This window comes from Solihabitans fulvus (genome assembly GCF_008386585.1).
Classification (GTDB): Bacteria; Actinomycetota; Actinomycetes; order Mycobacteriales; family Pseudonocardiaceae; genus Solihabitans; species Solihabitans fulvus.
On sequence record NZ_VUOB01000085.1, the window covers coordinates 1 to 11,853 of the forward strand.

Annotated in this window: 9 protein-coding genes; 2 read left to right on the top strand and 7 right to left on the bottom strand. The window is 70.2% G+C overall.

Going from position 1 to position 11,853, the window contains the following annotated elements; all coding sequences use genetic code 11:
• Nucleotides 1-96 precede the first annotated feature (96 nt).
• On the bottom strand, nucleotides 97-1,362 hold the full coding sequence (locus tag F0L68_RS37675) for a SatS C-terminal domain-containing protein (protein ID WP_149854700.1): 1,266 nt from the start codon (nucleotides 1,360-1,362) through the stop codon (nucleotides 97-99).
• Nucleotides 1,363-1,566: 204 nt separating this feature from the next.
• On the opposite strand from F0L68_RS37675, the gene F0L68_RS37680 reads away from it, so the two are divergent.
• Nucleotides 1,567-2,148 (top strand): SMI1/KNR4 family protein, encoded by a 582-nt coding sequence (locus tag F0L68_RS37680; protein ID WP_188317044.1) that lies wholly within the window; start codon nucleotides 1,567-1,569, stop codon nucleotides 2,146-2,148.
• A gap of 54 nt (nucleotides 2,149-2,202) precedes the next feature.
• Here the strand turns inward: F0L68_RS37680 and F0L68_RS37685 are convergent, their stop codons facing one another.
• The 3 genes from F0L68_RS37685 to deoC are packed head-to-tail and all read right to left on the bottom strand — an operon-like array spanning nucleotide 2,203 to nucleotide 5,502.
• The gene (locus tag F0L68_RS37685; RefSeq protein WP_149854702.1) at nucleotides 2,203-3,069 is read right to left on the bottom strand and encodes an aldehyde dehydrogenase family protein; all 867 of its coding nucleotides are present in this window, start codon (nucleotides 3,067-3,069) and stop codon (nucleotides 2,203-2,205) included.
• Entirely contained in the window at nucleotides 3,062-4,498 is a 1,437-nt protein-coding gene (locus F0L68_RS37690; RefSeq protein WP_149854703.1) for an aldehyde dehydrogenase family protein, read from the bottom strand. Before F0L68_RS37690 ends, F0L68_RS37685 begins: the two co-directional genes overlap by 8 nt.
• Nucleotides 4,499-4,503: 5 nt before the next feature.
• A complete protein-coding gene (gene deoC / locus F0L68_RS37695) occupies nucleotides 4,504-5,502 on the bottom strand; it encodes a deoxyribose-phosphate aldolase (RefSeq protein WP_149854704.1) in 999 nt (332 codons plus the stop codon).
• 88 nt (nucleotides 5,503-5,590) lie between these two features.
• Between deoC and F0L68_RS37700 the strand changes: the two genes are divergently transcribed.
• A complete protein-coding gene (locus F0L68_RS37700) occupies nucleotides 5,591-6,508 on the top strand; it encodes an LLM class F420-dependent oxidoreductase (protein WP_223199496.1) in 918 nt (305 codons plus the stop codon).
• Between the two features lie 27 nt (nucleotides 6,509-6,535).
• Here the strand turns inward: F0L68_RS37700 and F0L68_RS37705 are convergent, their stop codons facing one another.
• Genes F0L68_RS37705 through F0L68_RS37715 form a run of 3 tightly spaced genes read right to left on the bottom strand, consistent with a single transcriptional unit; the run spans nucleotide 6,536 to nucleotide 11,830 of the window.
• Nucleotides 6,536-7,207, bottom strand: a complete 672-nt coding sequence (locus F0L68_RS37705; RefSeq protein ID WP_149854705.1) for a DUF1707 SHOCT-like domain-containing protein — start codon at nucleotides 7,205-7,207, stop codon at nucleotides 6,536-6,538.
• Entirely contained in the window at nucleotides 7,204-9,618 is a 2,415-nt protein-coding gene (locus F0L68_RS37710) for a caspase, EACC1-associated type (protein ID WP_149854706.1), read from the bottom strand. Before F0L68_RS37710 ends, F0L68_RS37705 begins: the two co-directional genes overlap by 4 nt.
• Nucleotides 9,619-9,622: 4 nt before the next feature.
• The gene (locus tag F0L68_RS37715; protein WP_149854707.1) at nucleotides 9,623-11,830 is read right to left on the bottom strand and encodes a caspase, EACC1-associated type; all 2,208 of its coding nucleotides are present in this window, start codon (nucleotides 11,828-11,830) and stop codon (nucleotides 9,623-9,625) included.
• Nucleotides 11,831-11,853 lie beyond the last annotated feature (23 nt).

Here is an 11,853-nt window from a genome sequence, read left to right on the forward strand (position 1 = left end):
AAGATCTTCAGGACACTTCTAGCCCGATACCGACACGCAGCAGGGCCCGCGATGCCTGGTCGGCGTCGCGGGCCCCGCTGCTGTCCAGCTGGTTGATCAGTGGTTGTTGAGGCGTGCCTCGAAGGCCTCGTCCAGGGTCCGCCAGGCGGCCACCTCGGCGCCGTAGGGCGGGCTGGGGGCCAGCCGGGTGGGGTCGGGGCGCAGGACGAAGGACACCAGCCAGCCGAGGCTCTCGGCCGGGTTCAGCGCGGTCTTCACGCTGTCGTCGCCCGCCCACTCGGCCGCGTCCTCGAACAGTTCGACGGCGAGTTCGAGCTGGGTGGGGTCCACCGCGTCGGGGCCGAGGTCGATGTCGTCGGCGATGCCGGTCAGCGTGTAGACGTTGTCCGGGTCCACCTCGACGTACAGGTCGCCGTCGGTCGCCTTGATCTCGACCTCCTGCCAGGTGGACACCTCGGTCAGGTCGTTGCCCTCGATCTCCTCGGACACCAGGTACCTGGCCAGCGCCCTCGGCGAGCCGAAGACGTCGATCTTGCCCTTGGAGCCGAGGAAGACGGGCTCCTCGTCGAGGTAGCAGCGCAGCGTGTAGTAGTCGCCGGTGCCGGTCGAGATCTTGATGGGGTCGATGCCGACCTCGGCCCAGAAGCCGATCGGCTCGTCCTCCTCGACTTCGGCCTCGGCCGAGTCGGCGTCCTCGTCCGCCTCGTCGGTGACGGTCTCCACCTCGTCGTCGCCCTCGGGCTCCTTGGTGGTGTCCAGCTCGGTCAGCTCGGCCAACTCGCTCTGCGCGGTGGTGAGCGCGGCCTCGTCGACCTCGGGCACCGAGACGACCGAGTCGATCGCGTCGAGCACCTCGTCCCAGCGCTCCGCGACGACCTTGCCGAGGTCCGCCCACAGCTGCTCGCCCTCGCGGCCGGTGAACGGCAGCGTTCCCTTGGACAGCAGGCCGAACCCGTCGGAGGAGTCCAGGATCTCCAGCACGGCCTCGAGGTCGCAGACCTCCGCGAGCGACCGGACGATCGAGACGACCTCGGCCAGCTCACCGACCACCCAGGTGTCGGGGTCCTCGGCGGCCAGCTCGGGCACGCCGACGAGGTCGAACTGGTGGTCCTCGTCCGGCGACAGCTCAGCTACGGTCAACCCGGGCACCACGTGCCACGCGGGATGGTCGGTGAGGTCGTGCTCGGTCGCGGTGCGCGCGAACGCCGCGAGGTGCGCCACGTCGGGGAAGGCGTAGAGGTCCTCCTCGTGACCGAGGAACGCCTCCCACTCCTCGCCCTCTTCCCGCCAGCGCGGTGCCCACAGCGTGACCAGGTCACCCTGGGTGAGCCCGAGCTCGATCGGGACGATGTCCTGAGCCATCTGACCTCCCGGTCACGCCAAGCCTGTGTGCTGCGCCGAACGCACAGCGCGGTGCAGAGACTACGGGGTCAGGTGCGGTGCGCCGATCACCGGTATGGGCCTACGTCGCGTTCACCCGGGTGGCGGTGCCCCGTGGCCGCTGACACACCGATTGTGCACCGTTGAGCGGTACCCCTCCGGGGTGCCATACTCGATCATGGTGGAGTGGGTGTCACCAAGCACTGGAACAGGATTGTGCGGTGGCTGGCCGAGCATGCTCCGGCGACCGGATCGGTACTTCGTTCCCGGCCGGACAGGGTCGGGCTTCGGGAGTTGACCGAGCAGACCGGGCTCGACCTGCCCGCTGATCTCCGCGAATGGTGGAACCTCTGCGACGGCACCGACCGGCTCGCCTTCGCCGAGATCCTGCCGCCCTTCTACACGCCATACGGCCCCGCGGCCGCGCTGCGCTCGTGGCAGGTCAAGCGGCGGATGTGGGCGGAGACCTGGATCGAGTCGGACGCCGGCCCCTCGGCCGGTTCGCCCGCCTACGGTTTCCACCCGGCCTGGCTGCCGATCGCCTTCGACGGCTGCGGTGACGCGCTCGTGGTCGACCTGCGGCCCGGCCCGGCGCACGGCTGCGTGCTGGAGTGGGATCGCATGCTGTGCAAGGTGTTGACCTTCGAGTGGCCGAGCGTCCCCGCGATGCTCGACGACGTCGCCACCGCGCTGGAGACGCACAGCAGGGTCCGGCACTGCGACCCGACGATCACCATCGAGGGCCGCCTCGACTGGCGTTGCGGCTGACCGCTCCGATGCGTGGAAACCGACGCCGTGGCGCGGTTTCCACGCACCGGGCGGTCAGACACCCATGGGGTGCCAGACGGTCTTGGCCTCAAGGTAGGCGCGCAGGCGGCCGATGTCGGGCTGCCTGGCCCAGTCCTGGTCGCCGCCGGCCCGCAGCACCCGCTTGACCGTGCCGGATGCCGCGCGCTCCAGGTCGGCGCGCAGGCTGTCCGGCGAGCCGGTCAGGTCGAGCGCGTTGACGTCGGCGTGCGAGGCCAGCCACGGGGCCAGTTCGGTGGTCCGGCCGGTCAGCATGTTCACCACACCGCCGGGCACGTCGGAGGTCGCCAGCACCTCGGACAGCGTGATCGCGGGCAGCGGCCGCTCTTGGCTGGACACCACGACGCACGTGCTGCCGGTGGCGATGACCGGGGCCAGCACGCTGACCAGCCCGAGCAGCGAGGAGTCCTGCGGCGCGAGCACGGCGACCACGCCGGTCGGCTCCGGCACGGTGAAGCAGAAGTACGGCCCCGCAACGGGGTTTGCCGCGCCGAGCACCGTTGCGATCTTGTCGGTCCAGCCCGCGTACCAGACCCAGCGGTCGATCGCGGCGTCCACAATGGACTGCGCGCGCTTGATCGCGACGCCCTCGGCACCGGCGACCTCCGCGACGAACTGCTCCCTGCGGCCCTCCATCAGCTCGGCGACCCGGTAGAGCACCTGCCCCCGGTTGTACGCCGTCGCGCCGGACCAGCCGGGGAACGCCTTGCGAGCGGCGGAAACCGCGTCGCGCGCGTCCTTGCGGGAGGCCTGCGCCGCGTTGGCCAGGAAGCCGCCCTTGTGGTCGGTGACCTGGTAGCTGCGCCCGGACTCCGATCGCGGGAACGCGCCGCCAACGTAGAGCTTGTAGGTCTTGGCGACCGTCACTCGGTTGTCAGACATTGAGGTAGCCCTCCAGCCCGGCCCGGCCACCCTCGCGACCGAAACCCGACTCCTGGTAGCCGCCGAAGGGGGCGGTGGGATCGAAGCGGTTGAAGGTGTTGGCCCACACCACACCGGCCCGCAGGCGCTGCGCCATCCAGAGGATCCTGGAGCCCTTGTCGGTCCAGATCCCGGCGGACAGCCCGTAGGGCGTGTTGTTGGCCTTGGCCACCGCCTCGTCGGGGGTGCGGAAGGTCAGCACCGACAGCACCGGCCCGAAGATCTCCTCGCGGACGATCCGCATGGCCTGGTGCACGTTGGAGAACACCGTCGGGGCGAAGTAGAAACCCTTGTCCGGCAACGGACACGAGCTGGTCCAGCGGTCCGCGCCCTCGGCGTCGCCCGCCTCGGTCAGCTCGCGGATCCTGGCCAGCTGCTCGGCGGAGTTGATCGCGCCGATGTCGGTGTTCTTGTCCAGCGGGTCGCCGACCCGCAGCGTGGACACCCGGTAGCGCAGCTTCTCCAGCAGTTCCTCGGCGATCGACTCCTGCACCAGCAGCCGGGAGCCCGCGCAGCACACGTGCCCCTGGTTGAAGAAGATGCCGTTCACGATGCCCTCGACGGCCTGGTCGAGCGGCGCGTCGTCGAACACGATGTTCGCCGCCTTGCCGCCGAGTTCGAGGGTCAGCTTCTTGCCGGTGCCGGCGAGCGAGCTCTGGATGATCTTGCCGACCTCGGTGGACCCGGTGAAGGCCACCTTGTTCACGTCGGGGTGGTTGACCACCGCCGCGCCGACATCGCCCGCGCCGGGCAGGATGTTGACCACGCCGGGCGGCAGGTCGGCCTGCTGGCAGATCTCGGCGAGCACCAGCGCGGTCAGCGGGGTGGTCTCCGCCGGCTTGAGCACCACGGTGTTGCCGCAGGCCAGGGCGGGCGCGATCTTCCACGCGGCCATCAGCAGCGGGAAGTTCCACGGGATGACCTGGCCAGCGACGCCGAGCGGCCGGGGGTCCGGGCCGAGGCCGGCGTAGCCGAGCTTGTCGGCCCAGCCCGCGTGGTAGAAGAAGTGCGACGCGGCCGTCGGCACGTCGACGTCGCGGGACTCCTTGATCGGCTTGCCGTTGTCCAGGCTCTCCAGGACGGCGAGCTCCCTGCCGCGCTCCTGCATCAGCCGCGCGATCCGGAAGATGTACTTGGCGCGCTCGGCGCCGGGCATCTTGCCCCACACCCGGTCGTAGGCGCGGCGGGCGGCCTTCACGGCCTTGTCCACGTCGGCGCCGCTGGCCGTGGAGACCTCGGCCAGCACCTCCTCGGTGCCGGGGTTGATCGACTTCAGCGGCTCGCCGGAGCCCTCGACGAACTGCCCGTCGACGAACATCCGGTAGCTCGGCTTGAGGTTCGCGATGTCGCGTGACTCCGGCGCTGGCGCGTAGTCCCAGACCTTGTCCATTGTGATCAGTCCACCGTCACGTAGTCCGGGCCGCTGTAGTGGCCCTCCAACTGGGTACGCCGCTGCATCAGCAGGTCGTTGAGGAGGCTGGACGCCCCGAAGCGGAACAACGTCGGGGTCAGCCACTGCGGGCCGGCGACCTCGTTGACCGCGACCAGGTAGCGCACGGCGTCCTTGGTGGTGCGGATGCCGCCGGCGGGCTTCACGCCGCGCAGCTCGCCGGTGCTCTCGTGCCAGTCGTGCACCGCCTGGAGCATCACGTGCGTGACGGGCAGCGTTGCGGCGGGCGAGACCTTGCCGGTGGAGGTCTTGATGAAGTCGCCGCCGGCGAGCAGCGCCAGCCAGGACGCCCTGCGGACGTTGTCGTAGGTGGCCAGCTCGCCGGTCTCCAGGATGACCTTGAGGTGCGCGTCCCCGCAGGCCGCCTTGATTGCCTGGATCTCCTCGAAGACCTGCCCGTAGCGGCCGGAGAGGAACGCGCCCCGGTCGATCACCATGTCGACCTCGCTGGCGCCCGCCTGCACCGCCATGTCGGTGTCGATCAGCTTGACCTGCCGATTGGACCGGCCGGACGGGAACGCGGTCGCGACGCTGGCCACGCCGACGCCGGTGCCGACGAGCTCGGCGACGGCCGTGGCCACCAGGTCGGGGTAGACGCAGACGGCGGCGACGTGCGGGACGTCGGGGCGGTCGGGGTCGGGGCGACGGGCCTTCGCGGCCAGCGAGCGCACCTTGCCCTCGGTGTCGGCGCCCTCCAGCGTGGTCAGGTCGACCATGCCGATCGCGGTGTCGATGGCCCAGAGCTTGGCGGCCTTCTTGATGCTGCGCGTGGCCAGGCCCGCGGCCCGTTGTTCGACGCCGACCTGGTCGACGCCGGGCAGGCCGTGCAGGAACCGGCGCAGCGACGCGTCATCGCGGACGGCGTCGGCCAGCGCCGGGGGTAGTGGGCCGGACGCGGGTGTCCCCGTCGTCTCGGCCGACGACGTTGTCGACGGAGCAGCCATGCCGCCGAGTCTATGGCCTGAGTTCGAAACCTCATGTTTCAATGGTTGTCGAAGTCTCGAACTGTTGGTGCGACCGAGTGGAGCGGGTATGCGCACGGGTGTGGCCGGCCGGATGACTGGGCAGCGCGGCAACGGCGTCGACGAGCTGATCGAGCAGGCCGGACAGGCCGCCGAACTCGGCATCGACGCGTTCTGGCTCGGCCAGCGCTACGACTACGACTCGCTGACCGCGCTCGCCGCCATCGCCCGCGAGGTGCCCGGCATCGACCTCGGCACCTCGATCGTGCCCACCTATCCCCGCCACCCGCTCGTCATGGCCAACCAGGCGCGGACCGTGCAGGCCGCCTCGAGGGGCCGCTTCGCCCTCGGCGTCGGGGTCTCGCACGCGCCGAGCATCGAGGGCATCTTCGGCTACTCGTTCGACCGGCCTGCGCGGCACCTGCGCGAGTACCTGTCCGCACTGGTTCCACTGCTGCGCGAGGGCAGCGTGGACTTCCGGGGCGAGACGCTGTCCGCCAGGACGGGCCAGTGGTCGACCGAAGTGCCCGGCGGCGCGGACGTGCCCGTGCTGGTGTCCGCGCTCGGCCCGAGGTTCCTGCGGATCGCGGGCGAACTCGCCGACGGCACCATCACGTTGCTCGCCGGCAAGCGGACGCTCGCCGAGCACATCGTGCCGTCGATCACCACGGCGGCGACCGACGCGGGCCGACCAGCGCCGAAAGTGGTGACTGGCCTCGCCGTGGTCGTCACCGACGAGCCGGAGGCGGCGCGGGAACGCGCGGTCACCGCGCTCGCCTTCTACGAGACGGTCAAGTCCTATCGGACGCTGCTGGACCGCGAGGGCGTCGCCAGGGCGGCCGAGCTGGCCGTGATCGGCGACGAGGAGACCGTCGCCGCCGAACTGCGCCGCTATGCCGACATCGGCGCGACCGAGATCCTCGCCGACGTCTCGATCACGCTGCCCGCGGAGCGGCTGCGGACCCTTCGGCTCCTCGCCGAAGTGTGAGCGTCCTGCACAACCCCGCAGGCACCGTCACTGCTCCAGCTGGTCCCGGTCCTCGGCGTCCTTCAGCTTCTTCGGTTTCTTCCGCTTGGGGCGCCGGACGTCCACGCCGGCCATCATCGCGAACCCGGTGATCCGCACGACGGGCGCGCCGGGGATCGACTCCGCGCTCCCGGTGCGGTCGTCGAACGCGCCCATGAAGCCGAAGCCGTTCACCTGCACGTTGACGTCGTCGGGCACGATGATGTCGACCCCGCCCCAGAACGTGTAGACCTGGATGGTGGTCTCCTGCTCGGCGAACCGCGCCTCGGTGAGGTCGAGCTTGACGCCGCCCATGATCGCGACCGCCTGGTGGTGCGACGGCACGACCCACGCGCCCCTGCGGTCGACCCCGGACATGATGGCGATCGAGTTCAGCGGCCCCGGCGCGCCGCCCACCCGGTCCACGGTCGCGGCCGGCCGGGCGACGGCCTGCCCCGGCATGACCGGCATGGACTGCGCCGCAACGGGCAGGTCCTGCGTCACCGGCACCAGCTCGCCGAAGGTCTTGGCCGCGTAGACCACGCTGAGCCGCTCCTCCAGCTCGGTCATGGTCAGCCGACCCTCGGCCATCGCGTCGTGCAGCACCTTGGCCACGCGTTCCCGATCCGCATCCGAGGCACGTAGCTGACTGGGCTCTGGCAGGCCGGGCTGTTCGCTCACGAGCCGAGTTTAGGACGCTCGGCGCGCTCGCCGTCTCCCTTTGACTCCTCAAGCGACCACAGCCGCACGGTGCCGTCGTGGCTCGTGCTCGCGAGGAGGTTCCCGTCGGGGCTGAACGCCACGGACGTCACCTGCTTGCGGTGGCCGACGAGCACGCGCGCGCACGACCAGTCCCCGGTGTTCCAGAGCCGAATGGTCTTGTCCGCGCCTGCGGTCGCCAGGCGGCTGCCGTCGGGGCTGAACACCAGGTGATTGACGTAGCCGGTGTGGCCGACGAGCCGGGTCAGCGGCGACAGGTCGACAGTGCTCCAGACCGTGACGGCCTTCTCCCATCCGGCGGAGGCGAGAATCCCGCCGTCCGGGCTGAACGCCAGGCTGTTGGCCCTGATGCCGTCCCCGGTGAGGCCGGGGCGCACACGCCACGTCGCCGTGTCCCACAGCATCATGGTGCTGCCATCGCTGCTGGCGAGCGTGGCGCCGTCCGGGCTGAACGCGAGCGATCTGACCTCGCGATCGTGCTCGGTCAGTTCGCCGAGCAGTGCCCCGCTCGCGACGTCCCGCAGTTGAATCGAATGGGCCGGGCCCGTGATGGCCAACTCCGTCCCGCCCGGGCTGAACGCGGCCGCGCTGGTGCGTCTGACCTGGTCCGTGATCGACGCGATCGGCTTCCGGCCGCCATCGGTGCGCCAGATCTTGACGCCGCCCTTCCCTCGGACGGTCGCCAGCAGCGCGCCGTCGGCGCTGAGTGCCATGCCGACCATGTATCCGCCGGAATGCAGCTCGCCCGACCTCGTCCAGGTGTCGGTCGCCCACCGGGTCACCTGGTAGTCGAGGTAGATGAGCGTCGATCCGTCCGGGCTGAAGGTCGCCGACCGCGTGCTGATGATCGTTCTGGCCAGGGTGACGCTCGTGTCCAGGCGGAGTCGCCGGAAGAAGAAGAACCGTTGCACGAGGATGGCGATCGCGATCGTCGAGGAGCCGATCATCATCACGAGCCACAGCGGGGTGCCGGAAATGGCGCCGAGCGCGTCGAGCACGGCGCCGACGACGGCCAGGGCTGTGACCGTGAGGAACAGGATCGGGTTGAGCAAGGTGTCACGCAGGCTCATCCGAGATCCGCTGACCGGTGGTGGCGTGAGATGGGCTGGAGTCGTCGGCGGCGACACTGCGGCGACCCCCGGCACCACCTGCTTGGCCGGCAGGCGCGGAGGCGGCGGGTCGTCCTGCCTCGGGACCCACAGGCCCGAGGCCGTCAGCACTTCCTGGAGGTCCGACGGACCCTGCTGCACCGGTGGTTGTTGCGGAATCGGGCTGTGGCTGGAGCCATGCCGCTCCTGGCTACGAGCCAACGCACTGATGGTCTGGGCATAAGCCCAAGCACGGATGGTCTCGGCCTGGTCCCTGGTGCCGGCCTTTGTCTCCGGTCGCTCCGAGGGCTCTTCGGCCGACGTGGCGGGGTGCAGGATCTGCTCGGCCTCCCTGGCGACGTCCGCGTCGGACCCGGTGCTGAGCTGAACCAACGTCACCTTGGCGACGCCGTCGCCGCCGTGCGCCAACTCGGCGAGCACGTGCACCGCGCTGATCCGCGCCTTCCGATAGCTGCTGCGCAGCATCTGCCGGATCTCGGCCGGCAGCCTCGGATCCAGCCGCAGGCCGCGTGCGCTGCGCGCGATGTACAGCTCGCCGGTGACCTGGTCGTTGCGGGTCGGCGTCTGTGCTGGCGTGCTGGTCCGGACGGCGTCGTGCACGTACGAATAGAGTTCGGCGGCGTCGATCTCGCCGTCCGCGTTGAGATCGGCCTCGCCCGTGCGCAGACCGGTCACGATGGCGTCGGTGAACACCGAGGGATCGGCCGCGCCGCGAACTTCGGTGCCTCGGGTCTCGTAGGCGAACTGGATGGCGGTGGACGCGGTCATCACCGCGCAGCCCCGCCCGGCGTGCGGGCGCAACTGGGCGAGCACGTCGACGCTGCCCTCGGCCTTGGGGATCCGACCGGCGGGGAACGCGCCCGCATAACAGCAGTCCAGCCACACCACGACCTTGCGGGCGTCGCTCGCATCGATCAGCTCGCGGACGAACTCGGCCGACATTCCCGTCGCAGCAAGGAGTTGTCGTTCGGTGTCGGTGCTGACCAGGTACAGGCGGCCTGCCTCGTCCTTGACGCCGTGTCCGGAGACGTAGAGCAGGATCAGGTCGTCCCGGTGCGCCGTGCTGAACAGCCGGTTCACCCGCACCTTGACCTCGTGCGCAGGCGTGTTCGTGAGCACTTCGACCGAATAGTCGCCGATTTCGGGATCGCGCAGCACAGCGGCCAGCGCCTCCGCGTCCGCCTGAGGGGCGCGGAGCTGGCTGAACGTCGTGTCCTGGTAGGTGTCCGTGACGATCAGCAGCGCGGTGCGTGTGCCTGCCATGCGCTCACCCCACCGCCCATAGTTTCACGGTGCCGTCCGTGCTCGTGCTCGCCAGCACGTTCCCGTCGGGGCTGAACGCCACGGACGTCACCGGACCGCGGTGGCCGACAACCTTGCGCAGGATCGACCAGTCGGCAGTGTCCCAGAACCTGATCGCCCGGTCCCGGCACGCGGTGGCGAGCAACCTGCCGTCCGGGCTGAACGCCAGGTGCTGCACGTAACTCGGGTGTTCGGCGACCACCGTCGGCGGAGCCGTGCTCCGCAGCCGAACGGCCCTGTCCATCAGGCCCACGGTGGCCAGGGTCGTCCCGTCCGGGCTGAACGCCAGGCACTGGAGCCAACCCGGATGCTGGGCGGCCAGGTCCGCGCGTTCGGCCCAGGTGTCGGTGTCGAGCACCGTCAGCGACTTGTCGCCGGCGATCGCCAGCGAGCCGCCATCCGGGCTGAACACCATGGCGTGCACGCCTTCGTCGAGTTCGGCGACCTGATGGAGGAGCGTCCAGGTCTCGGTGTCCCACAGCTGAACCACGCCGGGGCGGCCCGAGGTGGCCAGCATCGCTCGGGACGGGCTGAACGCCATGGCCCCGACGTGCTGGGTTTCCGCCGCGAGCGACGTGGCCAGAGTCCAGTCCGTGGTGTGCCAGGCCTCGACCCGCCTCATCCCGCGCGTTGTCGTCGCCAGCAGCGCGCCGTCGCCGCTGAACGCGGCTTCACCCTCGAACTGGTGGTCCATCAGGGTGTTCACCCTCGTCCAGGTGCCGGTGTGCCAGGTGGCCAGGTCGTCATCCTGGTAGCTGAGCAGGGATCCGTCCGGGCTGAAGGTCGCGCGCCGGGTGCCGACGGCCGCCCGCGTCAGGGTGACGCTCGTGTCCCGGTAGAACAACCGGAAGGACACGAACAGCCATGCCGCGATGACCGCTGCGCCGATCGCCGCCAGCACGGTCACGCCGATCGGGGCTACGAACACGATGCCGGCGGCGACCAGGACCACCAGCGTGAAGGCCAGCGTCGCGAGCCACAAATCGCGGTCGCTCATCCGAGACACGCCCTCCGGCAGCGTCAACGGGACCGGCCTCGGCGCCCGCAGCACGGCCGGCCTGCGCGGCGCGGACTGTCGAGGCTGCGGTGACGTGCGCTGGTCCACCGGCCCCGGTGCTGGCACGTCCCGCAGTAGTCGGTCCAGCGCCTCGGCGGTGGTGCGCTGCTGGACTTCCAGCCTCAGCCTCAGCTGGTCGATCTCCTCGGCGACGGCGGTGTTCGGCAGCAGGGCTTTGCTGGCTGCGGCGGCGATCTCGCCCGAGCCTTCGGCGAGCCGAACGAGGGTCGCCTCCGCGACGTCGTCGCCGTCGGCGGCCAAGTCGGTCAGGGCGTGCACCGCGCCGAGCTGCACCCGAAGGTAGCTGCTGCGCAGCGCCTGCCGGATCACTGCAGGTAGCCTCGGATCAAGGCGCAGGCCACGCGTGCTGTGGGCGATGTACAGCTCGCCGCTGACCTGGTCGTTGCGGGTGGGTGTCTGGGCGGGTGTGCTGGCGCGAACCCGGTCGTGCACATACGAATAGAGTTCGGCCGCGTCGATCTCGCCGTCCGCGTTGAGGTCCGCGGCACCGGTGCGCAGCCCTTCGGCGATGGCGTCGGTGAACACCGATGGCGCCTGTTCGCCGGCGATCTCGGTCCCGGCGGTCTCGTAGGCGAACTGGATGGCGGTCGAAGCGGTCATCACCGCGCAGCCCCGCCCGGTCCTGGTGCGCAACTGGGCGAGCACGTCGACCTCGCCCTCGGCCTTGGGGATCCGGCCACTGGGAAAGGCTCCCGCGTAGCAGCAGTCCAGCCAGACGACGACCGTGCCGGCGTTGCTGTGGTCGATCAGCTCGCGGACGAATTCTGCTGATACTCCCGTTGCTGCAAGGAGTTGCCGTTCGGTGTCGGTGCTGACCAGGTGCAGCCGGCCGCTTTCGTCCTTGACGCCGTGGCCGGAGACGTAGAGCAGGATCAGGTCGTCCCGCTCAGCCGAGTTGAGCAGCCGGTTCACCCGAACCCGCGCGACCTGTGACGGCTGGTTCGTCAGGACTTCGACCGTATAGTCGCCGATTTCCGGATCGCGCAGCACGTCGGCCAGCGCCGCCGCGTCCGCCTGTGGGGCGCGGAGTCGGCTGAATGTCTCGTCCTGGTAAGTGTCCGTGACGATCAGCAGTGCGGTGCGCTTGCCGGACATGCGCTCCAAGTGGCTTTCGGGAC